Source organism: Actinomadura sp. NBRC 104412 (assembly GCF_030269515.1).
GTDB lineage: Bacteria > Actinomycetota > Actinomycetes > Streptosporangiales > Streptosporangiaceae > Spirillospora.
In genome coordinates this window covers 1-25,921 of sequence record NZ_BSTM01000042.1, presented here as the reverse complement: position 1 = coordinate 25,921, position 25,921 = coordinate 1, and the positions used below count along the sequence as shown (strand labels likewise).

The window sequence follows — 25,921 nt, the reverse complement described above, 5'->3', positions numbered from 1 at the left end:
CTGGGGATCGGAGCAGGTGAGAGAGGGATCTAGACTGGCGGACGTGCCTCTCGGTGATGGACGTCTGAGCCATGACATCGACCCTTCCGACCGCTCCCCACAGGACGCCTGCGGGGTCTTCGGCGTATGGGTCCCGCCCTCGGAGGCGGATCATGCCGAAGTGAGCAAGCTCACATACTACGGGCTGTACGCGCTACAGCACCGCGGGCAGGAATCCGCGGGCATCGCCGTCAGCGACGGCACCCGCATCGTCGTCTTCAAGGACATGGGCCTGGTCGCCCAGGTCTTCGACGAGTCGGTGCTGAACACGCTGCGCGGCCACCTGGCCGTCGGCCACTGCCGCTACTCCACGACCGGCTCACCGACCTGGGAGAACGCCCAGCCCACCTTCCGTCCCACCGAGGGCGGCGGGCTGGCCCTCACCCACAACGGCAACCTGATCAACACCCTGGAGCTGGCCTCCAGGCTCGACCCCGGCGTGCTGACCGCCACCTCCGATACCGAGGTGCTGACCGCGCTGCTGAGCACCCACACCGGCGGCGACCCGCTGGCCGCCGCGCGGGAGGTCCTCCCGTTCGTCCGCGGCGCCTTCTCCCTGGTCTTCATGGACGAGGGCACGTTGTACGCCGCCCGCGACCCCGAGGGCGTCCGTCCCCTTGTGCTGGGACGCCTCGGAGCGGACGGCGGCGACGGCTGGGTGGTGGCCTCCGAGACCGCGGCCCTCGACATCGTCGGCGCCCGCTTCGTCCGGGAGATCGAGCCCGGCGAGCTGGTCGCGATCGACGCCCGCGGGCTCCGGTCCGAACGGTTCGCCGAGGCACGGCCCAAGGGGTGCCTGTTCGAGTACGTCTATCTGGCCCGTCCCGACACCACCATCGCGGGCCGCAGCGTCCAGGCCACCCGGGTCGAGGTGGGACGGCGGCTGGCCCGCGAGCACCCGGTCGAGGCCGACCTGGTCATCCCGACGCCCGAGTCCGGCACCCCCGCCGCCATCGGGTACGCGGAGGCGTCCGGCATCCCCTACGGCCAGGGCCTGGTGAAGAACTCCTATGTCGGCCGCACGTTCATCCAGCCGTCCCAGACGATCCGCAAGCTCGGCATCCGGCTCAAGCTGAACCCGCTGCGCGAGGCGATCGAGGGCAAGCGGCTGATCGTGGTGGACGACTCGATCGTCCGCGGCAACACCCAGCGCGCCATCGTGGCGATGCTGCGGGACGCGGGCGCCGCCGAGGTCCATGTCCGGATCTCCAGCCCGCCGGTGGCCTGGCCCTGCTTCTACGGCATCGACTTCGCCAGCCGTTCCGAGCTGATCGCGGGCAACCTCTCCGTCGAGGAGATCCGCGACTCGCTGGGCGCCGACTCGCTCGGCTACATCTCGCTGGACGAGCTGATCGCCGCCTCCCGGATCCCGAAGGACAACCTGTGCCGCGCCTGCTTCGACGGGCACTACCCGATCCCCGTCGGGGACGAGGCGCACGGCAAGTACCTGCTGGAACCTTCCACCACGTGAGCACGGGGGAGACGGGGATGGGCACCTCGTACGAGGCGGCCGGGGTCGACATCGCGGCGGGCGAGCGCGCCGTCGAGCTGATGAGGTCCCGGGTCGCCCGCGCCAGACGTCCCGAGACCGTCGACGACGCCAGCGGCTTCGCCGGGCTGTTCGACGCCTCGGCGCTGCTGCGGTACCGCCGTCCCCTGCTGGCCACGTCCACCGACGGCGTCGGCACCAAGGTCGACCTCGCCCGCCGCCTGGGGATCTACGACACGGTCGGGCACGACCTGGTCGGCATGGTGATCGACGACCTTGTCGTCTGTGGTGCCGAACCGCTGTTCATGACCGACTACATCGCCTGCGGCAAGGTCGTGCCCGAGCGGATCGCCGACCTGGTCGGCGGCATCGCCGACGCCTGCGCCCTCGCGGGCTGCTCCCTGGCCGGTGGCGAGACCGCCGAACATCCCGGTCTCCTGGAACCCGACGAGTTCGACCTGGCCGGCGCCGGTACGGGCGTCGTCGAGGCGGACCGGCTCCTGGGGCCCGACCGCGTCCGCCCGGGCGACGCCGTGATCGCCATGGGGTCGTCCGGTATCCACTCCAACGGCTACTCCCTCGTCCGGCACATCCTGGCGGCCAACCCCGGCCTCACCTTGGAATCCCAGCCTGACGAGCTCACCCGCACACTGGGCGAGGAACTCCTCACCCCCACCCGGATCTACGCGCAGCACTGCCTGGCGCTCACCCAAGCCGTAGAGGTACGGGCCTACGCCCACATCACCGGCGGCGGCCTGGCCGCCAACCTGGCCCGCTCCCTCCCCGGCACGGCCGACGCCGTCCTGGACCGCTCGTCCTGGACGGTCCCGCCGATCTTCGAGCTGCTCGCCGCGCACGGCCGCGTCCCCCGCCCGGAGATGGACAAGACGTTCAACATGGGCGTGGGCATGGCCGCCATCGTTGCCCCGGACGCCGCCGACACCGCCGTGAAGCTCCTCGACGACCGCGGAGTCCCCGCCTGGATCCTGGGTGAGATCACGCCCGGGACGGGCCAGGCCGTACTCCGCTGACCGCGAACCCCGTGGCGCCGCCCCGCGTCATATCGGCCGTGGTCAACAGGGCAATCGGCCGTCTGCTGGGCCCATCGCTCGTCCTGGCGGGCCTGATGGTCTACGCGATCCTCGCCCCGACCGGATGGGCGTACGCGGAGACGGCCCGCTTCCGCACGTCCGTGGAGAACGTCCCGGCGACGCCGGTCGCGCTGGTGCTGGGCGCGGGGATCAACGGCTCGCAGCCCTCACTGCTCCTGGCACGCCGCCTCGATCTGGCGGCCGACCTGTACCGTCGCGGCAAGGTCAAGGTCCTGCTGGTGTCGGGCGACAACCGCACCAAGGGCTATGACGAGCCGACCGTGATGCGCGACTACCTGCTCCGCCAGGGCGTCCCCGACCGCAAGGTCGTCCGGGACTTCGCGGGACGTGACACCTGGGACTCCTGCACCCGCGCCAAGCGCATCTTCGGCGTGGACCGGCTGACCGTCGTCACCCAGGACTTCCACCTGCCCCGCGCCGTCGCCCTCTGCCGCGCCGCCGGACTCGACACCTGGGGCGTCGGCGACCGCAGCCCCTGGGGAATGGGCGCCACCAAGGTCGGCTACACCCGCGAACCACTGGCCATGATCAAGGCTCTGGCGAGCCTCACCACCCGCCCCGACCCGGACCTGCTGGGCCACCCCGAACCCACGGTCCACAAAGCCCTGACGTCCGGCTGAGCCCCGCCCACCGGCCAGCACACGGCGCCGCAGGCGCCACCGCGAAGAACGCGAACACAAGCCGAAGCCAGGAAACCGACCACCCCAGCCCCGAACGGTCGCTCAAGCGTTGCGATGGCGTCCGACGGCAGGTTTCGAGCCTGCGAGAAACCTGATCGCGTTAGCGAACCGCTAGGGCCTGCTTCGAAGTGAGATGAGCGGTGGCGTGTCATGCGCCGAAGGCAGCGAGGTCCCCGGTAGAGCGTTCATCGAGAAGCCTCCCACGCTATCGAGTGCGGCATCAACCGGCTCGAACGCCACCGGGCATCCGCACCACCGCCATCAAAGGACGTCGACCAACTTTAAAACAGGCCCTAGGCGATTCGAAGCGATGCGGCGATCGCCGCAGGCGCTACAGGCTAGCGCTTGGAATCAGAGGACTCGTCGTAGTCGGCGTACTTTTGGGCGAGCTCGTCGTAGGGGTCGTCGTAGTCGTTGGTGGGGGCGGGGTCGGAGACTCCCAGCTCGCTCTTCAGGCGGTCGAGGTCGGTGTTGCCACCGTTGTACTTCAGCTGCCGGGCAACCTTTACCTGCTTGGCCTTGGCTCGGCCGCGACCCATTGGCTCGACCCCCTCGATGGTCAGGGCTTTCGTGGGCCCATCAACGCGCGCGTGTACCACACGAACCGATGCCTGATGAGCCATGCGTCAGTCACGGGTACAACCGTACCCGTTTTGCGCCCGGCTCGGTACATCGTCGGTACGTGGCGGCACGCTCGTTCAATGAAGCCCAGTCTATCCCCCGGCCATGGCCCTCTATACTCCGGGCGGATCATGTCAGGGGGACGATCCGCCCGGAGCCCGTGCCTCAGAGCCAGATGCCGCGGAGCCGTCCGATCTCGGACATCCGCCGCTCGGCGAGCCGGTCGGCGGCCACCGCGGGCGGGACGCCCTCCTCGGCGGCCAGGTGGAAGATCCGCCGGGTGGTGTCGAAGATCCCGGTCGCCCGCGCCTTGGCCCGGTCGAAGTCGAAGCCGCCGATCTCGTCGGCCACCTGGATCACCCCGCCCGAGTTCACCACGTAGTCGGGGGCGTACAGCACGCCCCGGTCGGCGAGCTGCTTCTCGATGCCGGGGTGGGCGAGCTGGTTGTTGGCGGCACCGCACACGATCTTGGCGGTCAGCGCGGGAACGGTGTCGTCGTTCAGGGAGCCGCCGAGGGCGCACGGGGCGTACACGTCCAGGCCGGCCCGCACGAGCTCGTCGTTGCCGGCGACCACGTCGACGGCGGGGTGCGCGGTCTTGACCCGTTCGAGCGCCGCCTCGTTCACGTCGCAGATGACGACCTCGGCACCGTCCTCCCTCAGATGATCGACGAGCCGGTGTCCCACCTTGCCGACGCCCTCGACCCCTACGCGGCGGCCGTGCAACGTGGGGGCGCCCCAGGTGGCCTCGGCCGCGGCCCGCATGCCCTGGAAGACTCCGAAGGCGGTGAGGATGGAGCTGTCACCGGCGCCGCCGTTCGCACGCGTACGGCCCGTCACGAAGCGGCACTCGCGCGCCACGATGTCCATGTCCTCGCTGTAGGTACCGACGTCGCAGGCGGTGTAGTAGCGCCCGCTCAGGGACTGGACGAACCGTCCATACGCCCGCAGCAGGCCCTCGGACTTGTCCGTCGCGGGGTCCCCGATGATGACGGCCTTGCCGCCGCCGTGGTCCAGCCCGGCCAAGGCGTTCTTGTACGCCATGCCGCGGGCCAGGTTGAGCACGTCCGCCAGGGCCTCGTCCTCCGACGCGTACGGGTAGAAGCGGGTGCCGCCCAGGGACGGGCCAAGCGCCGTGGAGTAGATCGCGATGATCGCCCGGAGGCCGGTGGCCTCGTCCTGGCAGAACACGACCTGCTCGTGGTTTCCGAAGCGGGACGTCTCCCTCTGGGGGTCCCTGGGTCCTGTGCCCTTGTGGGGCGACCCGAAGACATTAGGCACGGTAGTGCCCTCCTCTCTGTCTCTAGGTCAGCGTAGAGGAGGTAACACGGCGGTCTCAGCGGCGCGTACGGCCGTACCGCGCGGCCCGCGCGTGCCACGATGCGGGAGTGTTTCCGTACGCCGCGTACCTACGGGTATATGAGCCGGTGACCACCTTCCCCGAACCCTCCCGCACCTTGTGGACGGCCTATGCCGACTCACGCAGGCGGCCTCGGCGCATCCACGCGCTGGGCGCGGAACACCTTCAGGCCAAGTACCGCCTCGTCGCCTCTCCTCCGGTGGTCGTGCCTGAGCATGAGAGCGGTGACGCCTATGTGCGGCGTTCCCACAACATGATCTACATATGCCCATGGGAGACCCGGCTTCGTTCCTGGCTCGCGCTCGCCCGCTTCAAGGAGGAGACCCCGTCCCGGGTGAGCGCCTCCTATGTGGCTCCGTCCGAGCTGCGCAAAGTGGAGGAACGCTTCGAGCGCTGGAAGTTGACAGGTCGTTCCTTGCGTCCCCACATCCTGTCCAGCAACTGGCATGTGCCGCCCGCGTGGTTCGTACCGTTCGCGGCGCAGGAACGCTGCCTGCTGCTGGGCGAGTCCAGGATGCGTGTGCCCGAGGCGCCCAAGGGCGCTCCCACATTGGGTGAACCGACCGGTCGCAACCGTGCCTTGGCCGCCGGTATGCGCACGCTCATCTACGTCACCGCCATGGTGGACGCACGCGCCCGCATCGACGCCGCCATGCCCATCATCGACGCCCACCAGGACAGGGCGTTCGGCTTGGACGCGGCACAGGTAAGGACGCTGCGCGAATGGCTCGCGTCCTTCCACCCCCGCGCGCTGGTCGAGCTCGACTACGGAGGGCTCGTCCATCTCATGGACGATCAGGCCCTCAACGCCGACCAGTCCGTCGCCGAGGTCGGCGTCGCCTTGGCGGCGATGGCGCGCCGCGAACACGAACTGTCACTGGCGATGATCCGTCGCCTGCATTCCCGCTGGCGTCCCATCAAGGCGCTGGCGTCGGCCAACTGACCGATCATCGCTGGCCTGAACCGGCCAACAACGGGTGAAACTTCTGTCACCGCCGCACCACAGAAATACGTCAGCACCTCCATGACCAGCCAAAAAGTCCTTTACCCACGGGGATCACTGCGCTCGCCCCATCCGCCTGACCTGCACACTCGTGCGGAGACCGCGCCTTGCGCGCGGACGAACTGAACCAATTTTCCGAATCCACGCGCGATACGACTATACGTGTCGCTAGAATCACTCAGCGTGACCCAGCGGCCACGAAGACGCGCCGCTCCCGGCCTCGCGGGGATCTTCCCACGCAACTCTCGCCAGGAGCTTGCTTGTCGCGTTGAGTGGTGGCAAGGTTACACGTTGTGATGTCATAGTGGCTCTTTCGGGCCATAGGGGACATCAGTGACCGCGCGAGATCAAAATCGCAGGATCGCTGTCATCGGTCCACGGAGGAGAGGCCGCACACATGTCAGCACGTACGCCAGAGGCCGAGCCCCTGCTGACGCCGGCAGAGGTGGCGACGATGTTCCGCGTCGACCCCAAGACGGTCACGCGCTGGGCGAAGGCCGGAAAGCTGACGTCCATCCGCACGCTCGGGGGACACCGGCGCTACAGGGAGGCCGAGGTCCGAGCGCTGCTGGCGGGAATCCCGCAGCAGCGGTCGGAGTAGGGCCGCGTTCCATCCGCCCCCGCTCCACCACCGCGGCGAGACGCCCAGCGCCTCGCCCGGCCACGAGCGGGTCACGGCAAGGAACACGGTCTTAGCACTCCGGCCGGCGAGCGTCCTCGGCGCTCGCCGAACACACCCGGTACACCATGAGGGGGGCGGCCAGGAGAGCCCTGAACCATGTTCAGAGATCTCCTGGACGATGGATCCGGGACCACGATCATCCGAGAATCGCGGTCCCGGATCTGTGTTTATTGCATCCGCGAGCTGCGCTCCTCGCCTGGCGGCTCGTCGCTTGTCGCGGCTGCGGCGATCGCTGCATCGCTCCGACTCGCCTAGAGGCTCGCTCCGCGATCAGTTCCTCGCAGGCTCGGAACTGCCTTCGGACGCGATCGCAACGCCTGGCCGCCGTCCGGGGCTGGGGTAAGGGGCTGAGGCGGTTGCGGAAGGTCTTGTGACAGCCGCGCTCGTCGCCGATGCTCCTCACTGCGGCGCGCGTGCGCTCGCCGCATCGCTCCCACATCGCCTAGAGGCTTGCTCCGCGATCAGCTTCTCGCTCTGCCTGAATCTGCCTTTGGATGCGATCGCAACGCTTGGCCGACCGTTCGGGGTTGAGGTAAGGGGTTGAGGCGGTTGCGAAGGGTCTTGTGACAGCCGCGAGCTGCGCTCGTCGCCGACACTCCTTGCTGCGGCGCGCGTGCGTTTGCCGCATCGCTTCGACTCGCTTCGACGTATGCTCTGCGATCAGCTTCTCGCTCCGCTCGAGTCTGGCTTTGGATGCGATCGCAACGCCTGGCCGCTGTCCGGGGTTGGGCCAACGGGCTGAGGCGGTCACGAAAGGTCTTGTGGCAGCCGTGCTCGTCGCCGATGCTCCTTGCTGCGGCGCGCGTGCGTTTGCCGCATCGCTCCCACTCGCGTCGACGCTTGTTCCGCGATCAGGGTCTCGCTGGCGCTCGCCCCTGCCTTCCGGTCGCGATTGTGACGTTTGGTCGACCGTTTGGGGGTGAGGTAGTTGCGATGTGTTTGTTGGCGGGGTGCTGCGGAGGGGAGTCGGAGCGACGAGCGTGGCTCTAGCTGGGGTTTAGTTCTTGTTCTACTAGTTTGTTGAACAGGGTGGCTACGGCGGGGTCGTGGCGGCCGGCTACTTCCAGGAGGACGATTAGCTGGTCTATCAGGAGGTTTTCCAGGGTGGGGCGGGTGATGTCGCGGGTTTCCAGCCAGTCGAGGCCGGCGGTTTCGACGGAGGCCATCCAGGAGCGCAGGGTGATGCGCAGGATGGGTGGGGGCGACTCCGCGTCGAAGGCGCAGAGGATGCGTTCCAGCAGCATGGAGCGGACGCCGTCGACGATCTCGCCGACTTCGCCGGAGCGGTCGGCGGGGCCGCCGCGGAGGAGGGCGGCGTAGCCGGCGGCGTGGCTTTCGACGAAGCCGAAGTAGCGTTCCAAGGAGATCCGGAGGCGTTCCAGCGGCTTGCCTTCGGTGGGGGGCTTGAGGAGGTCGGTGAGCTGGTTGGCCGCGTTGGTGAGGGCGGCCAGGTAGAGCTCGTACTTGCCGCCGAAGTAGTGGTAGACGAGGGCGCGTGAGGCGCCCGCGGCGGCGGCGACGTCGTCGATGGAGACGTCCTCGGGCGGGCGGGTGCTGAAGAGTTGCAGCGCCGCCTCGATCAGCTCGTCCCGGCGCTCGTCCACGCTGAGCCTGCGGCGGGTCCGCTGCCCGTTCCTCGGTTTGCCTCCGGTCATTGTACGTTCGCCCACCTGCGCAGCGTATCCGAGTGCGACCAGGGGAACGCGCACCCCTTTTCCCCTTGTGAACGGAGCACCTCGGCATTGTGCTCCAGAACACCACAGGCCCGAACTGCCATTGACGTACGCCCGTTACTCACGGTTGCGACGATTCGGAGCGAAGGCAAGGCATCATGGCATCTCCCCCCGAGTGGGGGAGGCGCGCCGGCCCCCCGGTTCGCCGAGGCGGCAGGTCCTGCAGGCCCCCTGGACGGAGTGCCATGTCACTTGGTGAAGGTAGTAGTCCCCCGCGTGAACGAAAGGGCGCTGTGCCCCTGCCGCGTGGCGGCGCAGGGCGCACGGTGCCCGGTCCCAAGCCGACGATCCGCAATGTCGCCGAACGTGCGGGAGTGTCGAAGTCCCTGGTCTCCCTGGTGATGCGCGGGTCGCCGCATGTGAGCGAGCGACGGCGGCAGGCCGTGCTCCAGGCGGCCCGTGAGCTGGGGTACCGGCCGAACGCGGTCGCACGCAGCCTGGTGGAGGGCCGGACGAGGCTCATCGGGGCGATCGTGGCCGACCTGCACAACCCGTTCTTCGCCGAGTTCCTGGACGGGCTCCAGGAGACCCTGCACGGCGAGGGCCTGCGCATGCTGGTCGGCAGTGGGCGCTGGGATCCGATGTTCGAGGCTGAGGCGGTCGAGGCGTTCCTGGAGATGCGGGTGGACGGCCTGGTGCTGCTCAGCGTCGTGCCCGATTCGCTGAAGGAGGCGGCGGCCAGCGTTCCGGTGGTGGTGGTCGGCGAACGCGATGTGGTGGGGGTCGACATCGTGGTGGACGACGACGAGCTGGGCGCCAGCCTGGCCGTCGAGCATCTGGTGGAGCTGGGACACCGGCGCATCGCCCATATCGAGGGGGCACGCTCGACCACGGCGCGCTACCGCCGGGCCGGGTACGAGAAGGCGATGCGGCGGCACGGGCTGGAGGACGAGATCGTCGTCGAGCACGGCGACTTCACCGAGGAGGGCGGGTACCGGGCCGCGCAGGTGCTGCTGTCGCGTGACCGCAGGCCCACCGCGATCTTCGCGCCCAACGACCTGGTCGCCACCGGGGCGCTGTCGGCGGCGGACGAGCTGGGGCTGCCCGTGCCCGAGCAGGTCTCGATCGTCGGGTACGACAACACGCATCTGGCGGCGATCCGGCATATCTCGCTGACCAGCGTGGACCAGCCGCGCCGTGACATGGGGCGGGTCGCCGCCGAGCTGCTCACCGCGCGGATCGAGGATCCGGGACGGGTGGCGCGCCAGAACCTGGTCGTCCCCCATCTGGTGGTGCGGTCCACGACCGGGCCCGCGCCGCGGTAGCGCCGCGGGAGGCTCGTCCGTTCTCTCCTGGCAAGGGGACGGTCAAGCCTCCCGCAAGCGGCGTGCCGCGGGGCGCCGGACGGGGCGTTAATGGGGACGACCGTTCGGCGGCCCGTGGCGCGCCGCAAGAGATCGATGTCACCGGGGGGCGGGGTCGTGCGTGATCCGGAGTTGGTGTCGTCCGCGCAGCGTGCGGCGAGCGAGCTGGAGCGTGCCTGGTCGGAGTGGCGGCACGCGCGGGGCCTCGCCGAGGAGTTGTCGGAGTCGGTGGCGAGTTACGTGGCGCACTCGATCGACCATCCCTGGGGACGCCCCCGTGTGGTCCTCGGCCTGGACACGGAGGAGGCGCGTGCCCTGGCCGCGCTGCTCGGCAAGGCGGAACCGGCGAGCTGACCGGTGCGCGTTTTGACGAATCCGTGCCGGTATGCAGACTGTCAGGGTCCATAACGAACTCGTTACGGGGGTCGGCCCATGGGATCGCACCGACACGGCATGGCCGCGGTCGCTCTGGCGCTGTGCCTGGGCGTGCTGGGGGCGTGCGGGGGCGGTTCCGATCAGGGCAGCGGACCGGACCGTAGCGTTCAGCCGCCCAGGTCCACGCAGACAGGCGGGACGCCGGACGGACGGGGCCCGACCGGAGGGTCCAACGCGCTGGAAGGCAAGGTCATCGTGATCGATCCGGGGCACAACGGCGGCAACGCCCGGCACCCTGGGGAGATCAACCGGCTGGTCTTCGTGGGCAACGGGCGGAAGCCGTGCGACACGACGGGGACGTCCACCAACGACGGTTACAGCGAGCACGCCTTCACCTGGGACGTGTCCAAGCGCCTCGCCAAGTTGCTGAGGGAACGCGGGGCCGAGGTCAAGCTGACCCGCGAGAACGACGTCGGCGTGGGGCCCTGTATCACCGAGCGGGCCGGTATCGCCAACCGTGCGAAGGCGGACGCGGCGATCTCCATCCACGGCGACGGGGCGCCGGCGTCCGGCCATGGGTTCCATGTCATCGAGCCGATCGGGGTGCCGGGGTTCAACACGCGGATCGTCGGGCCGTCGCGCACCCTCGGCACGGCGATCCGGGACGCGTTCCATGAGGGCACCGGCCTGCCGTTCTCGACCTACCGGGGCACGCGGGGCATCGACCGCAGGAACGACCTGGGCGGGCTCAACCTGTCCAAGGTGCCGAAGGTGTTCATCGAGTGCGGCAACATGCGGAACTCGTCGGACGCGGCCAAGATGAGGAGCGCCGCCTTCCGGCAGCGGATGGCCGAGTCCCTGGCGAACGGCTTCGCCGCCTACCTGGCGCGCTGAGCGGATGTTTGCTGATCTGGGTGAGCTCGGCCGGGCGTGGGAGCGTGCGGGCTACACGGTCCAGGGGGTCCGGGACCTGCTCGGCCCGGTCGCGGGCGGCGCGCTGGCGCGGGACGAGATCGTTCCGGCGCTGCGGGCGACCGGCGGGGGGTCGCCGCTGGAGGCGCTGGTCCGGTTGTTCTGGCTTCAGGTGCCCGTTCCCGCCGCGTCGCTGGGGTCCGGACGGTACGGCGCGGACGAGCTGATCGCCGCCGGGCTGGCCGAGGCGTCCGGTGGGGAGGTGCGGGCGCTGCTGCGCGTTGAGCCGCTGGAGGCGGTGGACGACCCGGCCGGTGGCCACGCCGGCTATGTCGTCTCGGATCTGAAGGTGCTGCCGGGAAGCGCCGCCGCCGTCCGGCCCGATCATGTGGTGGGCGCGGGCGGCGCGTCCGGCGGCCTGGGGCGGCTCGCCGTCCACAGCCCTGTGGATAACGCCCTCGATCTGGGTACGGGCTGCGGCGTCCAGGCGCTGTGGCTGGCCTCGCGGGCGCGCCACGTCACCGCCACGGATGTGAACCCCCGGGCCTTGGCGATGGCGAGGATGAGCGCCGCCCTCTCCGGGGTGGAGGGCGTCGAGTTCCTTGAGGGCTCGCTTCTGGAGCCGGTCGCGGGACGCCGGTTCGACTTGATCGTCTCCAACCCGCCGTTCGTCATCGCCCCGCCGGAGGAGGGCACGCGGTACGTCTACCGCGAGTCGGGTCTACCGGGTGACGAGTTCTGCAGGCGCCTGGTCGCCGAGGCGCCCGGCCTGCTGAACGAGGGCGGCCATTGCCGGTTCCTGGCCAACTGGTTGCAGGTCAAGGGCGTTCCCTGGGAGGAACGGGTCGGCGCCTGGGTCGAGCAGTCCGGCTGTGACGCGTGGGTGGTCCAGCGGGACGTCCAAGACCCGGCGGAGTACGCGGAGCTGTGGCTGCGCGACTCCCGCGAGGCGGGGACGTCCCGGTACCGGGAGCGGTACGACGCCTGGCTCGACTACTTCGAGCGGCACGAGGTGACCGGAATCGGCTTCGGGTGGATCGTGCTGCGGCGTACGGGAGCGGACCGCCCGGTGATCCGGGTGGAGGAGATCCGGCACGCGGTCGATCAGCCGGTGGGCGCCTATGCCGACCGGATCCTGGACGGGTTCCGCGCCGCCCGCGAGTTTTCCACAGCCTGTGGAAAGGGTGTCGCGGACGGCCTGCCGCTCCGTACCGTGGACGGCGTCGTGCAGGAGCAGATCGGACCACCGGGAGCCGAGGACCCGGAGCGGATCCTGCTCCGGCAGAGCGACCGGCTGCGCCGGGCGGCAGGCGTCGGCACGGTCGAGGCCGCCCTCGCCGGGGTCTGCGACGGGACCCTGCCGCTCGGCCCGCTGCTGGACGCCATCGCGCGGCTCTTGGCGCTCGACCCCGGTCAGGTACGGGCGCACGCCGAGGCGGTGCTGCCCGAGCTGATCGCCGACGGCTTCTTCGAGCTCGTCCCGGGCTGACCCACCTAGGGGCGGGCGGCGGACAGGTCGCGGAAGGCGCTGCCGTGGAGGCGGCGGGACAGGGCCCGGTTGGTGCGGTGTGCCCAGAGCGGGCCGCCATAGATCATGGCGGTGTACGCCTGGACGAGGGTCGCGCCCGCCCGGATGCGTTCCCAGACGTCGTCGGCGTTCTCGACGCCGCCCACCGAGATCAGCACGAGCCGGTCGCCGGTACGGGCCCGGAGGCGGCGCAGGACCTCCAGGGAGCGTTCCTTCAGCGGCGCGCCGGACAGGCCGCCGGTCTCCTTCACCAGTTCGGCGGGGCTCGCCAGCCCCTCCCTGCCGACCGTGGTGTTGGTGGCGATGATCCCGTCCAGCCCGAGGTCGAGCGCGAGCTCGGCGACCGCGTCCACATCGGCGTCCGCCAGATCCGGAGCGATCTTGACGAGCAGGGGGACGCGGCGCTCGCGGCACGCCCTGTCGGCCGCCTCGCGGACCGCCGTGAGCAGGGGGCGCAGATGCTCGACCGCTTGCAGGTTCCGCAGGCCGGGGGTGTTGGGCGAGCTGACGTTGACGACCAGGTAGTCGGCGTACGGGGCGAGGCGTTCGGCGCTCGCGACGTAGTCGGCGACGGCCTCGGCCTCCGGCACCGCCTTGGTCCTGCCGATGTTGACCCCGACGATCGTTCCGGGGCGGCGCGCGGCGAGCCGCCGCCCGGCGGCCTCCGAGCCCTCGTTGTTGAATCCCATCCGGTTGATGACCGCCCTGTCACGGGGAAGGCGGAACAGCCGGGGGCGGGGGTTGCCCGGCTGCGGCCGTCCGGTCACCGTCCCGATCTCGACGTGCCCGAACCCGAACGCGCCCAGCGCGTCGCAGGCCACCGCGTCCTTGTCGAAGCCGGCCGCGAGCCCGAGCGGGCTGGGGAACTCCAGGCCCAGCGCGCGGACGGTGATCGCGGGGTCGCGCGGGGCCAGAAGGCGCCGCAGGAGCGCGGTCGCGCCGGGCACCGCTTGGATCGCCCGCAGCCCGCGCAGCGTCCAGTGGTGCGCGGTCTCGGCCGGAACCCGGGAGATGACCTGTGAGAACAACAGCCCGTACATCGAGGTCGATTGTCCCAGGGCCGGGCGCGGCCCGGCCGCATGGGGCGGGGTCAGCGCGCGGGGCGGCCGCGGAAGGCGCGGCGGAACTGGAGCCGGACGTCCCGCACGGTCTGCCGGATGGGCGACAACACGCTCCTGCTCACCCACCGGGCCGGGTCGCGGACGGTCACCCGCCAGGCCGCGCGGAGCACCTGCCCGGCCGGGACGAGCACGGTTTCCTTCACCACGCGGGCGGGCGTGACGACGAGGGTGCGCCACAGCCACCTCAGGCCGCGGGCGGTGAACCGCCACAGGGCGGCGATCGCCTGGCCGAGGGGGCGGAGCAGGTAGCGGTACAGGGCCAGCGCCGGGATCACGAACAGGATCCGCGCGGTCCAGGAGAACAGCCGGCCGAGCATCCGCCAAGCCCAGAACAGCGCCCCCAGGAAGATGCCCCAGACGGCCGAGACGCCGGTTCCCAGCAGGTGCAAGGCCCGGACGAGGGCCGCGCCCGTGGCGCGTGCCAGCCGGGCCAGGAAGTCCAGCGGCGGGCGCAGCACGTACCGCCACAGCAGGAGCGCCGGTCGGACGATCAGGACCTCGCCCAGGAACCTCAGCGCGATGCCGATGCCCTTCAGCACCAGCCACAGCCCGAGGCCGATCCCCTTGAGCACGAGCCACAGCCCGAGGCCGATGCCCCTGAGCACGAGCCACAGGCCGAGGCCGACCTGCTTGAGGACCCACCCGATGCCCCGGCACAGGGCGGCGAGCGGGCGGACGAGAACCAGGTTCAGGATCTTGCCGATCTGCGTGCCGAGCCAGCGCAGGCCGGCGGCCAGACCGGAGACGATGGCGGCGAGAAGCCTGCCGATCGGCGCGAGGAACACCGCCGTGAACCAGGACGCGGCCCGTCCGATGCCCCGTCCCAGGAACCGCAGACCACCCCAGAGGGCGACGACGGCCAGCCAGCGGAGCGGCCCGTACACGAGGTTCGTCCAGAGCCAGGCCACGCCCGACCAGAGGGCGGCGGCGCCCATGCCGATCAACCGGACGATGGGATGCAGCAGGGTCAGGTAGGCGGCGCGCAGCATCCGCCCGATCCATCCGGGTGTCCGCTTCAGGCCACGTCCGGCCAGCGCCGCCAGATCGTAGACCAGGCGGAGGGGCAGGACGATCACCACGGCGATCACCCGCGCCGGGAGGACGATCCACGCCGGACCCGCCTGCGTGCCCAGCGGCCGGCCGTGAGCGGCGGGCGGCGGCCCTGAGTCCTTCTCCAGTGGCCCTGTGGTCACGGCTGCGCTCCCGGGTGCGGTCCCGGCCCTGTCCTGGCCGGCAGCAAGATCAGACTGTATGTCCATTTTGGACGTCGACGGCGTTGCTGTCGTTCACCCTGTTCCGGCCCGGCGCGCAGAACCCCGGACCGCTCTGGCCGGTGGGACTCCTGGGGAAGGTGTTGAACCCGCCGCGGTGCCGATCGCGTATTGCTCGACGACCCGGGGGCCGGATCGGCTGATCGGCTGGAGGCAGAGATGGGGATCTCGCGATGGGGGCCATGGACGGCGCCCGTGGTGGCCGTCCTGGCGGCCTCGGCGATCGTTCTCACGGCCTGCGGGAACGAGGGGTCCGGAGGCAGGCTGAACGCCCGCGCCGGGACGAACCCGAGCGCGGCGCCGTCACAGCCGCCCCTTCCGTCGCCGGCCGCGGTGCCGACGGCGCTGGAGGTGGCGAGCGTCGGCGGGCTCGGCAGGGTGGTGACCGACCGGAAGGGACGCACCCTGTACCGGTTCGACAAGGACACGGCCCGGCCGCCCGCGTCCACCTGCGTGGACGCCTGCGCGAAGGCGTGGCCGCCGGTGCCGGCCGGGGACGGCGCCGTCCAGGTGAAGGGCGTGGACGAGGACCTGGTCGGCAAGGTGCGGCGCCCGGACGGGCAGTGGCAGGTCACGCTCGCCGGCTGGCCGCTCTACACGTACGCCAAGGACCGGCGGCCGGGGGACGCCAAGGGGCAGGGCGTGGGCGGCGCGTGGTACGCGGCCCGGCCGGACGGCAAGAAGGCCGCGCCGCCCCCGGCGCGGAAACGTCCCCAGCGGGAGGGCGGCGACCGCCGGGCCGGGTGGACGGTGGTCAAGGTGCGGCGCGACCCGCGGCTCGGCATGATCGTCACCGATGGCGCGGGACGGGTGATGTACCGGTTCGACCGGGACCGGCCACGCACCACCACATGCTTCGGTGCCTGCAGAAGAGCCTGGCCGCCGGTGATCTTCACGAGCTGGAGCAGGCTGCGCGTCGAAGGCGTGGATCGCCGTCTCGTGGGCTTCATCGAACGCGAGGACGACGGCCGGTGCCAGCTCACCATCGCGGGACACCCGATGTACCACTTCGCCGGGGACGACCGCCCGGGTGACACCGAGGGGCAGGGCGTCCAGAACGTGTGGTGGGTCGTGTCGCCGCGCGGCGAGCGGGTCATCACGGGCACCGGCGGGCCGGATCATGGCGGAGGCAGGGGCGGGAGGTACGGCTACTGAGCTTCGTCCCGGGTCCTGATCATTCTCCCGAACAGGGGCGATGGGAGGGATTCCGGGACGGGCGGGCGGTCTCCGGACGGGTCCGGACGGCCCGCCGCACAGGCGAAGGCGTGGAGATTTCGCGGGTCGGTCGGGGTCCGCGGTCTCCACGCCTTCTTGCACGTCAGCTATGTCGGGAATGTAATGAAGTGCCGGTACAGGTATGGAAGGGTGGGGCGACGGGGTATGTCGCGAGTGCGGGCCGCACCCCATGCCGCCCCTATGCCACAAGATCACAATGTTTCGGAAGAGATTCCCGTTTCCATTGCGTTGCGTTTTTCTCACGATTTAGTCGGGTAGTAAACCGAGATCTCGACAGCTCCTAAGCCGGGTGTTTACGTGGGATCCGGTCCCGCCATGGAATGCGGCCCGGCGAAGCGCCCGCATGGTGGGAGCTTTCTGGAGGTCCGATGGCGGAGCGAAGCAGAACCCGGACCCGGTACGGCGGCGTTCGGCGCAGGGCCAGGAGCCTGCGAGCGGCCCTCGCGGTAGTGCTCCTGGGGGCGTGACTGGCCGCCTGCGGCGACGACGGTGGCCCCCCCGAGCTCACCTGGTACGTCAACCCCGACAACGGTGGCCAGATGAAAATCGCCCAACGTTGTAGTCAAGCTTCGGGCGGCCGTTACACCATCACCACCTCACTTCTCCCCAGCGACGCGACCGCCCAGCGTGAGCAGCTCATCCGCAGGCTGGCGGCCAAGGATTCCGGAATCGACCTGATGAGCCTGGACCCGGTCTTCGTCCCCGAGGCCGCCAACGCCGGGTTCCTGCGCCCGTTCACTCCCGGCGAGGCCACGCCGCTCACCCAGGGCGTGTTCCCCGCGGCGGTGCAGAGCTCCACCTGGAAGGGGAGGCTCTACGCGGCGCCGATGTGGGCCAACACCCAGATCCTCTGGTACCGCAAGTCCGTCGCGAGACGCGCCGGGATCAACCCCAACGACCCCAACTTCACCTGGGACCAACTGATCGACGCGGCCACCCGTACCAACACCCTGGTCGGCGTCCAGGGCAACCGGTACGAGGGCTACGTGGTGTGGATCAACGCGCTGATCGCCTCGGCCGGCGGCCGCATGATCGGCCAGACCGAGCGGGGCTCCCGCGCCTCCATCGAGATCGACTCTCCGGCCGGGCGGGAGGCCGCGCGGATCATCGGCAAGCTCGCGCGGTCCGGCGTGGCGAGCCCGACCCTGTCCACCGACATCGAGGAGCAGTCCCGGGCCACGATCAACAGTCCGCGCGGCGGGTTCCTCCTCAACTGGGGCTATGTCTGGCAGGCGGAGCAGGGCGACGCCGAGGACGGCGCCATCAGCCCGAACATCGTCAACGACCTCGGCTGGGCGCCCTATCCCAAGGTGACCCCGAACCAGCCGGCCAGACCGCCCTTCGGCGGCATCGAGATCGGGGTCAGCGCCTTCAGCAGGCATCAGGACGTCGCCGTGGAGGCGGTCCGGTGCATCACCTCACCCGCGAACATGAAGCAGTACATGCTCGACGAGGGCAACGTGGCGGCCCGGCCGGACATCTTCGATGATCCGGACATCCTCCAGCAGTTCCCGATGGCGCCGCTGCTCCGTGACTCGATCGTGGCCTCGTCGCCTCGTCCCAACACCCCCTACTACGCCGATCTGTCAGGGGCGGTACAGAACCGCTGGCACCCACCCACCGAGGTGAACGAGAGCACACCGGGTGAGACCAGCGTGTTCGTCCGTCAGGTCCTGCGCGACCAGGCGCTGCTCTGAGAGAGGGGCCTCGATGACTCTGGTGGAAAAGGCGCCGGTCGCCGACCGGGAGGCGCAGGCGGCGATCTCCGACCGCAGCCGCGCCGAGCGCAGGATGGGCCTGCTGCTCTCGGCGCCCGCGGTGGTCGTGATGCTGCTGGTGACGGGGTATCCGCTGCTCAACGCGGTGTACCTGTCGCTGTTCAGCTACCGTCTCACCGCGCCCGAGGACAAGCGTTTCGTCTGGTTCGCCAACTATGCCACCGCGCTGACGGACGGGCTGTTCTGGCAGGTCGTGCTGACCACGTTCGTGATCACCGCGGTCACGGTCGGGGTGGAGCTGGTCCTCGGCTTCATGCTGGCGACCGTGATGCACCAGGCGATCTTCGGCCGGCGCACCGTCCGCACCGGGATCCTGCTGCCCTACGGCATCGTCACGGTGATCTCGGCATTCGCCTGGAAGTACGCCTTCGACCCGCAGTCGGGGTTCGTCAACCCGTGGTTCGGGCTCGGCGACTACGCCTGGTTCTCCCATCGCTGGTCGGCGATCTTCGTGATCATCCTGTCCGAGATCTGGAAGACGACACCGTTCATCTCGCTGCTGCTGCTGGCCGGGCTGGCGCAGGTGCCGCGCGACCTCGGCGAGGCGGCCACGGTGGACGGCGCCACCGCCTGGCAGCGGCTGTGGCGGGTGACCATCCCGAACATGAAGGCGGCCATCCTGGTGGCGGTGCTGTTCCGCACCCTGGACGCCTGGCGGATCTTCGACAACCCGTTCATCATGACCTCCGGCCAGCAGGGCACGGAGGTGTTCTCGTTCCTCACCTACCGGCAGACGATCACCCGTACCGCCATCGGGCTGGGTGACGCGGTCGGGGTGCTGTTGTTCCTTTCGGTGGTGCTCATCGCAGCCGTGTTCATCAAGGGGTTCCGGGTGGACCTTTCGCAGGTACGAGGAGATCGCTGATGGAGTCGACCCGATCGAAATGGGGCTGGATCCTGGCCTCGCTGCTCATCCTGGTCTGGTCGGCCTTCCCCATCGTGTGGATCGTCATGCTGTCGTTCAAGAACCCCAGCGAGATCGGTAATACCAAGGGGTTCTTCCCCAAGGAGTGGACCTGGGAGAACTACTCCACGGTCTTCAGCACCGACCTGTTCACCGCGGCATTGCTCAACTCGATCGGGATCTCGCTGATCGCCACGTTCGTCGGGGTGGTGTTCGCGACGCTGGTCGCCTACGCCATCGCCCGGCTGGAATTCCCCGGCAAGAAGACGATCCTGTCCTTCGCCCTGGCCATCGCGATGTTCCCGGTGGTGTCGCTGGTCGGGCCGCTGTTCGACCTGTGGCGCAACATCGGCCTGTACGACACCTGGCCCGGCCTGATCATCCCCTACATCTCGTTCGCGCTGCCGCTGGCGATCTGGACGCTGTCGGCGTTCTTCCGCGAGATCCCCTGGGAGATGGAGCAGGCCGCGCAGGTCGACGGCGCCACCACCTGGCAGGCGTTCCGCAAGGTGATCGTGCCGCTGGCGGCGCCCGGGGTGTTCACCGCGGCGATCCTGGTGTTCTTCTTCTGCTGGAACGACTTCGTCTTCGGCATCTCGCTCACCTCCACCAACAGGGCCCGGCCGGTGCCCGCGGCGCTGGCCTTCTTCACCGGTGAGTCGTTCTTCGAGCAGCCCACCACCGCCATCTGTGCCGCCGCCGTGGTCGTCACGGTGCCCGTGGTGGCGATCGTCCTGCTGTTCCAGCGTCGGATCGTCGCCGGGCTGACGTCCGGCGCCGTCAAGGGATAGGAAGCGCCATGGCCGCCATCACCATGAAGAACATCGTCAAGAAGTACGGCGACGGGTTCCCGGCCGTGAACGACGTCTCCCTGGACGTGCGGGACGGCGAGTTCATGATCCTGGTCGGGCCGTCCGGCTGCGGTAAGTCCACCCTGCTGCGGATGATCGTGGGCCTGGAGGACATCACCGCGGGCGAGATGCGGATCGGCGACAAGGTCGTCAACAGGGTCGCGCCCCGGGAGCGCAACCTGTCGATGGTGTTCCAGAACTACGCGCTGTACCCGCACCTCACCGTGTTCGAGAACATCGCCTTCCCGCTGCGCCTGGCCAAGACCCCCGAGGACGAGGTGCAGCGCCGGGTGAACGAGACCGCCGAGCTGCTGGAGCTGACCGAGCATCTCCAGCGCAAGCCGGCCAACCTGTCGGGCGGGCAGCGGCAGCGCGTCGCGATGGGCCGCGCGATCGTCAGGGACGCGCAGGCGTTCCTGTTCGACGAGCCGCTGTCCAACCTGGACGCCAAGCTGCGCGGCCAGATGCGCACCGAGATCTCCCGGTTGCAGCGGCGGCTCGGGGTGACCACGGTGTACGTCACGCACGACCAGACCGAGGCGATGACGCTCGGCGACCGGGTCGCGGTGCTGCGCAAGGGCGTCCTGCAGCAGGTCGGCAGCCCGCGCGAGCTGTACGAGGAGCCGGCCAACCTGTTCGTGGCCGGGTTCATCGGGTCGCCGTCGATGAACTTCCTGCCCGCGACGGCGGCGGACGCGCACGTGGACACGCCGCTGGGCCGTTTCGAGCTGGACGAGCGCAAGGCCGCCGCCATCGGCGACCGCGAGATCGTGCTGGTGGGCATCCGTCCCGAGCATTTCGAGGACGCCTCGCTGGTCTCCGACGAGAAGCGCTCCCGCGGCGCCACGGTGCGCGCGCACGTGGACGTCACCGAGTGGCTGGGCAACGAGCTGTACGCCTACGTGCCGTACGAGGCGCCGGACATCGTGTCGACCAAGCTGCGCGAGCTGTCCCGCGAGCTGGACAGCGACCAGCTCCGCACCCAGGCCGTGGTGGCGCTGGACGCCGGCAGCCTGATCACGGCGGGCGAGGACGCCGAGCTGTGGATCGACACCGGCAGGGCGCACATCTTCGACGCGGAGACCGGCGAGAACCTGACCCGGGACGAGGAGCGGGTGGCGAAGCTGAGCGAGCAGGCCGACAAGGCCCGCGAGGCGCAGCGCCGCGCCCAGCGGGAGCGCACCGAGCGCGCCGCCGGTACGGGCGCCACGGCGGCGGCCGGCGCCTCCAAGGAGGCGGGATCCGGCGGGGGCGGTGAGGGGAGCGGCGCGGGCGAGTAGCGGCGCGATGCGCTTCCTCTTCGCGCCTCCGGCGGAACCGGCGGCAGGGCTGCTCGACCTGCCCTGGCGCGAGCCGCTGGAGGCGTGGGACGACGACCGCCTGGTGGACATCCGCCAGCGCGGCCTGTCCCGGCACGTCGTACGGTTCGTCGCCGAGTCCGGCAAGGTGTACGCGCTGAAGGAGCTGGACGGGCGGCTCGCCCGGCGCGAGTACCGGCTGCTGCGCAAGCTGAAGGAGCTGGCGCTGCCCGCCGTGGACGTGCTGGGGGTGGTCGTCGACCGCGGTGAGTGCGCCGACGCGATCCTGGTGACCAGGTTCCTGGAGTTCTCCAGCTCCTACCGGGCCCTGTTCGCCAACCCGCGCGGCGGCCACCCCACCGACCGCCTGCTGGACGCCCTGGTGGAGCTGCTGGTCCGGCTGCATCTCGCGGGGTTCATGTGGGGCGACTGCTCGCTGTCGAACGCGCTGTTCCGGTTCGACGCGGGCGCGTTCGCCGCGTACCTGGTGGACGCGGAGACCGCCGAGTTGCACCCGTCCCTCACCGACGGGCAGCGCGGCTACGACGTGGAGCTGGCCAGGGAGCGGATCGCCGGGGAGCTGTTCGACCTGTACGCCGCGGGGACGCTGCCGCGCTCGGTCGATCCGGTCGGCATCGCCGAGGACGTCGTCCGGCGCTACGAGGCGCTGTGGGACGAGCTGACCCGCGAGGAGATCCTGCATCCCGACGACCAGCGGTACCGGATCGCGGAGCGGCTGCGCCGCATCAACGAGCTGGGCTTCGACGTGGACGAGGTCGAGCTGGTGGACGCGGGCGAGGAGGGGTCGCGGCTGCGTGTGCGCACCTGCGTCGCCGAGCCCGGCCACCACCGGCAGCTTCTCTACACCCGTACCGCGCTCAGCACCCAGGAGAACCAGGCGCGCCGCCTGCTGAACGACATCGCGTCCTTCCGCGGGCACTTGGAGCAGAAGTTCGGTCGTCCCGTCCCGGAGGTGGTGGCGGCCAACAAGTGGCTCGCCGAGGTGTACGAGCCGGTCGTCGCGGCCATCCCGGAGGAGCTGCGCGACCGGCTGGACGAGGTGGAGGTCTTCCACGAGGTGCTGGAGCACCGCTGGTTCCTGTCGGAGCGCAAGGGCCGCGACGTCGGCACCACCGCCGCGGCCCGTGACTACTTCCGGAACGTGCTGCCCAAGGTGCCGGACGAGCTCACCTTGACCGCCAACAAGGCGTCCAAGCGCCGCCCGGTATCACGCGACTGAACCCTGGGTGCGCGCGGGGAGCGCGCCGTCAGTCGAGGGCGCTGCCCTTCTTCCACTTCTCCCAGGAGAGCTGCCAGAACGACCAGCCGTTGTTCCACTCCAGCTTGCGCCTGGTGCCCTTGATGATGACGACATCGCCCGGCTGGGCGTTCTTGTAGAACCAGATGGCGTCGCCCGCGGGCTGCCGGACGCAGCCGTGGCTACAGTTGGCGCGGCCCAGGCAGTACTCCTCGCCCGCGGTCTGGTGCAGGTACTCGCCGCTGTTGGAGATCCGCACCGCCCAGCCGATCAGCTCGTCGTAGTAGCCGGGGTCGCCCTTCTTGCGGCCCGGCGAGATCATCCGGGTCGGGTTGTTCTTCTCCATGGTCAGGTGCACGCCGCTGGTGGTCGTGTACTCCAGGGTGCTGCCGTTGCCGCCGCTGACCGGGATGGTGCGCTTCTTCTTGCCGTCGACCGTCACCACCGACCGGTGCTTCTTCAGGTCGACCTTGGTGATCCGGGCCGCGCCGATCTCGAAGGTGCGGGTGAAGTCGCTGGTGCCGTACACGTCCTTGGCGGCGCGCACGCCCGCGAGCCGCGCCTTCAGCGTGACCTTCTGGTGCGCGGCCCAGTACTCCTTGGTCCGGTACACGACCTGCCGGTCGCCGATCCAGCGCCAGGCGCCCTCGACCGGCTTCTCGGCCGTGACCTCCAGGGCCCGCTCGACCGCCGCCTTGTTGGACACCGCGCGGTCGAAGTTGAGGATGATCGGCATCCCGACGCCGTAGGTGTCGCCCCGGTTGTTCTCCAGGATCCAGTCCAGCGAGACGTCGATGGTCTTCTTCGGCTTGAGCGTCCTGAACGAACTGAACGCCTGCGACGCGGTGCCGATCGAGTTCTTCGCGACGGCGTTCACCGTGTAGGACGTGGACGGCCTGAGCGTCCACTTGGAGCGCCATTGGGTGCGCTGGGCGTTGAATTCGCCGGGCACGTCCTTGCCCTTGGCCCGCACGGTGACCGATTGCAGCGTCCCCCCGGCGGCCGTCACCACGACGCCCTTGTCGGGACGTGCCTTCTTGGTGCCCTGCGCCGGCGTGATCGTCACCTTGGCCGCGGGAACCGTGGTCTCACCGCCCGCCGTGGTGCCCAGGTGCGTCTGGGTCTCGCATCCGGTCAGTGCCAGCCAGACACAGAGCATGAGCGCTCCGGCCCGCCAACGTCGCCTGCTTTCGCCGTCCATCAGCACCTGCGCCACGCCGAGCCGGCTCCCCTCACCCGTCACAAGAGGCCGTTATTTATTGATGTTGAAAAAATACCCTGCTATGGCCTCTCCGTCCCGGGGGATGGTGATTGCGATGTGAGAACAAAGCGTCACCGAGCGGGGAGGGGATGACGGGCACTCAGGCGTGGCGTCCCGCCCACGTCCAGGCGTAGGCGGGGTCTTCGCAGGCTTGGCCGCCCTCGCCCAGCTCCAGCGGGCGGAACGTGTCGACCATGACGGCCAGTTCGTCGAAGAACTCCACGCCGATGCTGCGCTCGTAGGCGAGCGGCTGCGGGCCGTGGGCGTACCCGCCGGGATGGACCGAGACCGAGCCCTGGCCGATGCCCGACCCCTTGCGCGCCTCGTAGTTCCCGCCGCAGTAGAACATGATCTCGTCGGAGTCGACGTTGGAGTGGTAGTAGGGGACGGGGATCGACTGCGGGTGGTAGTCCACCTTGCGCGGCACAAAGTTGCACACCACGAAGTTGTTCCCCTCGAACACCTGGTGGACGGGCGGCGGCTGGTGGACCCGGCCCGTGATCGGCTCGAAGTCGTGCACGTTGAAGGTGAAGGGGTACAGGCACCCGTCCCAGCCCACCACGTCGAAGGGGTGCTCGGCGTACACCATGCGGGTGCCGGCCAGGCCGCGCGAGGTGCGGTGCTTCACGAGCACTTCGACGTCCGTGCCCGTGGCCTGAAGGACCTCGGTCGGGCCGTGCAGGTCGCGTTCGCAGTAGGGGGCGTGCTCCAGGAACTGGCCGTAGCGCGACAGGTAGCGCTTGGGCGGGGCGATGTGCCCGGTCGCTTCGATGATGTAGGCGCGCAGCGGTCCCTCGCCCTTGGGCAGCCAGCGGTGGGTCGTGGACGTGGGCAGGATGACGTAGTCGCCCTGCCTGGCGTGCAGGGCGCCGAAGATGGTCTCGACGGTGGCCTCGCCGGACTCGATGTAGACGATCTCGTCGCCGGTGGCGTTGCGGTAGAGCGGGGAGTCGGCGGTGCAGACCGCGTACGACAGGCGCACGTCCGCGTTGCCCAGGATCAGCCGGCGGCCGGTGACCACGTCGGTGCTCGCCCAGGTGTCCTTGGGGAACAGCTCGTGCAGGCGCAGGTGGCGATGTCTGAGCGGGTGGTTGGGCGTGGTCGCCACGTCGGGGATCTCCCAGATGGTTGAGTCCACCAGAGCCGAGGGCACGCCGCGGTGGTACAGCAGCGAGGACGCCGACGAGAAGCCCTCCTCGCCCATCAGCTCCTCGCGGTAGAGGCGCCCCTCGCCGTCGCGGTGCGCGGTGTGGCGCTTGGGCGGCACGTCACCGACCCGGCGGTAGTACGCCATCGCTTCCCCCTCCTCCGGCTCGTCCGAGAAACTAGTTCATGTATTAACCGTCTCTCCGGCGGGCGGCCCCCGTCAATCCCCTACCCGTGCGGGGACGAGATCAGCTCCGCTCGCGCACGTCGAACTGGTCACGGTTGGAGATCAGCTTGTCCAGCAGCATGATCAGGATGCGCTGCTCGGTCTCGCTGAGGACGCCCGTCCACTGGTGCTCGCGCTCGTTCTGCGCGCGGAAGACCTCCAGCATCGTGGCGTGCCCGCGGTCGGTGAGCGACAGCAGCACCGAGCGGCCGTCCCGCTCGCCGGGCGAGCGGGCCAGCAGGCCGTCCGCGACCAGCGACTTGGCCAGGTTGGAGACCGCGGCCCTGGTCATGCCCGCCAGCGTGGCCGCGCGCCGCGGCTCCAGCGGGCCGGCCAGCCAGGTCACGAACAGCAGCCGGAACCCGGCCCACGACAGCCCGCGCGGCCGGTGCACGGCCGCCTCCAGGTCATAGGTGACGATCATGGCCGCGCGGTTCAGGGTGAGCAGCACCTGGGTGGCGAGCCGGTGCCGGAACCCGAACTCCTCGGAGAGCCGCCGGTCGGCCAGCTCCACGAACGACCAGAAGTCCACCGCGCCCTCGGCTGCCCCATCGTCCCCGGCCATGCCGTCACCCTAGCGCCGCGCACGGATAGTTCAACCGTGTACTAGTGTCCCGCGTCTGAAATTCGTTGAAGAAATGTAGGGTTGCTGGATGGCTCGCAGGGGTCGGCCGGTGGCCGAGGTGAGGTTGACCGATGAGGAGCGCGAGACGCTGGTGCGTTGGGCGCGGCG

Annotated in this window: 23 protein-coding genes; 15 read left to right on the top strand and 8 right to left on the bottom strand. The window is 69.9% G+C overall.

Translation table 11 applies throughout. The features are described from left to right. Nucleotides 1–43: 43 nt before the first annotated feature. The 3 genes from purF to QSK21_RS32800 are packed head-to-tail and all read left to right on the top strand — an operon-like array spanning nt 44 to nt 3,260. Entirely contained in the window at nt 44–1,510 is a 1,467-nt protein-coding gene (gene purF, locus QSK21_RS32810; protein WP_285701477.1) for an amidophosphoribosyltransferase, read from the top strand. Between the two features lie 17 nt (nt 1,511–1,527). Next, nucleotides 1,528–2,559 carry a phosphoribosylformylglycinamidine cyclo-ligase gene (gene purM, locus QSK21_RS32805; protein WP_285701503.1) on the top strand — a complete coding sequence of 344 codons (1,032 nt, stop codon included), beginning with the start codon at nt 1,528–1,530 and terminating at the stop codon, nt 2,557–2,559. A gap of 38 nt (nt 2,560–2,597) precedes the next feature. Beyond that, nucleotides 2,598–3,260, top strand: a complete 663-nt coding sequence (locus QSK21_RS32800; RefSeq protein ID WP_285701475.1) for a SanA/YdcF family protein — start codon at nt 2,598–2,600, stop codon at nt 3,258–3,260. A 398-nt stretch (nt 3,261–3,658) separates the two neighbouring features. Here QSK21_RS32800 and QSK21_RS32795 read toward each other — a convergent pair whose 3' ends face one another. Together QSK21_RS32795 and QSK21_RS32790 are read right to left on the bottom strand one after the other, a co-directional pair. Beyond that, nucleotides 3,659–3,859: a DUF3073 domain-containing protein gene (locus tag QSK21_RS32795; RefSeq protein ID WP_285701472.1), complete on the bottom strand. Its 201-nt coding sequence runs from the start codon at nt 3,857–3,859 to the stop codon at nt 3,659–3,661. Between the two features lie 247 nt (nt 3,860–4,106). Then, complete coding sequence (locus QSK21_RS32790; RefSeq protein WP_285701470.1) at nt 4,107–5,222, bottom strand: Leu/Phe/Val dehydrogenase; 1,116 nt, start codon at nt 5,220–5,222, stop codon at nt 4,107–4,109. Nucleotides 5,223–5,329: 107 nt separating this feature from the next. Between QSK21_RS32790 and QSK21_RS32785 the strand changes: the two genes are divergently transcribed. After that, the gene (locus QSK21_RS32785; protein WP_502871621.1) at nt 5,330–6,244 is read left to right on the top strand and encodes a DUF8083 family protein; all 915 of its coding nucleotides are present in this window, start codon (nt 5,330–5,332) and stop codon (nt 6,242–6,244) included. Between the two features lie 457 nt (nt 6,245–6,701). Next, nucleotides 6,702–6,905: a developmental transcriptional regulator BldC gene (gene bldC, locus QSK21_RS32780; RefSeq protein ID WP_012850682.1), complete on the top strand. Its 204-nt coding sequence runs from the start codon at nt 6,702–6,704 to the stop codon at nt 6,903–6,905. 1,067 nt (nt 6,906–7,972) lie between these two features. On the opposite strand, the gene QSK21_RS32775 is transcribed toward bldC, so the two are convergent. Continuing rightward, complete coding sequence (locus QSK21_RS32775; protein WP_285701467.1) at nt 7,973–8,656, bottom strand: TetR/AcrR family transcriptional regulator; 684 nt, start codon at nt 8,654–8,656, stop codon at nt 7,973–7,975. Between the two features lie 329 nt (nt 8,657–8,985). Between QSK21_RS32775 and QSK21_RS32770 the strand changes: the two genes are divergently transcribed. From QSK21_RS32770 to QSK21_RS32755, 4 genes are all read left to right on the top strand, one after another. Next, on the top strand, nt 8,986–9,984 hold the full coding sequence (locus tag QSK21_RS32770; RefSeq protein WP_285701501.1) for a LacI family DNA-binding transcriptional regulator: 999 nt from the start codon (nt 8,986–8,988) through the stop codon (nt 9,982–9,984). A 156-nt stretch (nt 9,985–10,140) separates the two neighbouring features. After that, entirely contained in the window at nt 10,141–10,377 is a 237-nt protein-coding gene (locus QSK21_RS32765) for a hypothetical protein (RefSeq protein ID WP_285701466.1), read from the top strand. Between the two features lie 99 nt (nt 10,378–10,476). Then, on the top strand, nt 10,477–11,292 hold the full coding sequence (locus tag QSK21_RS32760; protein ID WP_285701464.1) for an N-acetylmuramoyl-L-alanine amidase: 816 nt from the start codon (nt 10,477–10,479) through the stop codon (nt 11,290–11,292). 4 nt (nt 11,293–11,296) lie between these two features. Then, nucleotides 11,297–12,799 carry a DUF7059 domain-containing protein gene (locus QSK21_RS32755; RefSeq protein WP_285701462.1) on the top strand — a complete coding sequence of 501 codons (1,503 nt, stop codon included), beginning with the start codon at nt 11,297–11,299 and terminating at the stop codon, nt 12,797–12,799. Between the two features lie 5 nt (nt 12,800–12,804). On the opposite strand, the gene QSK21_RS32750 is transcribed toward QSK21_RS32755, so the two are convergent. Both QSK21_RS32750 and QSK21_RS32745 read right to left on the bottom strand, forming a co-directional pair. Further along, nucleotides 12,805–13,878, bottom strand: a complete 1,074-nt coding sequence (locus tag QSK21_RS32750) for a quinone-dependent dihydroorotate dehydrogenase (protein ID WP_285701460.1) — start codon at nt 13,876–13,878, stop codon at nt 12,805–12,807. A 50-nt stretch (nt 13,879–13,928) separates the two neighbouring features. Further along, nucleotides 13,929–15,152: a hypothetical protein gene (locus QSK21_RS32745; RefSeq protein WP_285701459.1), complete on the bottom strand. Its 1,224-nt coding sequence runs from the start codon at nt 15,150–15,152 to the stop codon at nt 13,929–13,931. Between the two features lie 237 nt (nt 15,153–15,389). On the opposite strand from QSK21_RS32745, the gene QSK21_RS32740 reads away from it, so the two are divergent. From QSK21_RS32740 to QSK21_RS32715, 6 genes are all read left to right on the top strand, one after another. Beyond that, complete coding sequence (locus QSK21_RS32740; protein WP_285701458.1) at nt 15,390–16,385, top strand: SCO0930 family lipoprotein; 996 nt, start codon at nt 15,390–15,392, stop codon at nt 16,383–16,385. Nucleotides 16,386–17,005: 620 nt separating this feature from the next. After that, nucleotides 17,006–18,163 carry an extracellular solute-binding protein gene (locus QSK21_RS32735; protein ID WP_285701457.1) on the top strand — a complete coding sequence of 386 codons (1,158 nt, stop codon included), beginning with the start codon at nt 17,006–17,008 and terminating at the stop codon, nt 18,161–18,163. A gap of 13 nt (nt 18,164–18,176) precedes the next feature. After that, complete coding sequence (locus QSK21_RS32730) at nt 18,177–19,109, top strand: carbohydrate ABC transporter permease (RefSeq protein ID WP_285701456.1); 933 nt, start codon at nt 18,177–18,179, stop codon at nt 19,107–19,109. Then, nucleotides 19,109–19,939 (top strand): carbohydrate ABC transporter permease, encoded by an 831-nt coding sequence (locus QSK21_RS32725; protein ID WP_285701455.1) that lies wholly within the window; start codon nt 19,109–19,111, stop codon nt 19,937–19,939. Before QSK21_RS32730 ends, QSK21_RS32725 begins: the two co-directional genes overlap by 1 nt. A gap of 8 nt (nt 19,940–19,947) precedes the next feature. Continuing rightward, a complete protein-coding gene (locus tag QSK21_RS32720) occupies nt 19,948–21,279 on the top strand; it encodes an ABC transporter ATP-binding protein (protein WP_285701454.1) in 1,332 nt (443 codons plus the stop codon). A 7-nt stretch (nt 21,280–21,286) separates the two neighbouring features. After that, nucleotides 21,287–22,537, top strand: a complete 1,251-nt coding sequence (locus tag QSK21_RS32715; RefSeq protein WP_285701452.1) for a DUF4032 domain-containing protein — start codon at nt 21,287–21,289, stop codon at nt 22,535–22,537. A 28-nt stretch (nt 22,538–22,565) separates the two neighbouring features. On the opposite strand, the gene QSK21_RS32710 is transcribed toward QSK21_RS32715, so the two are convergent. The 3 genes from QSK21_RS32710 to QSK21_RS32700 form a co-directional block, all read right to left on the bottom strand. Next, a complete protein-coding gene (locus tag QSK21_RS32710; RefSeq protein WP_285701451.1) occupies nt 22,566–23,714 on the bottom strand; it encodes a L,D-transpeptidase in 1,149 nt (382 codons plus the stop codon). Nucleotides 23,715–23,916: 202 nt separating this feature from the next. After that, the gene (locus tag QSK21_RS32705) at nt 23,917–25,110 is read right to left on the bottom strand and encodes a homogentisate 1,2-dioxygenase (RefSeq protein WP_285701450.1); all 1,194 of its coding nucleotides are present in this window, start codon (nt 25,108–25,110) and stop codon (nt 23,917–23,919) included. Nucleotides 25,111–25,210: 100 nt separating this feature from the next. Then, entirely contained in the window at nt 25,211–25,753 is a 543-nt protein-coding gene (locus tag QSK21_RS32700; protein ID WP_285701449.1) for a MarR family winged helix-turn-helix transcriptional regulator, read from the bottom strand. Nucleotides 25,754–25,921 lie beyond the last annotated feature (168 nt).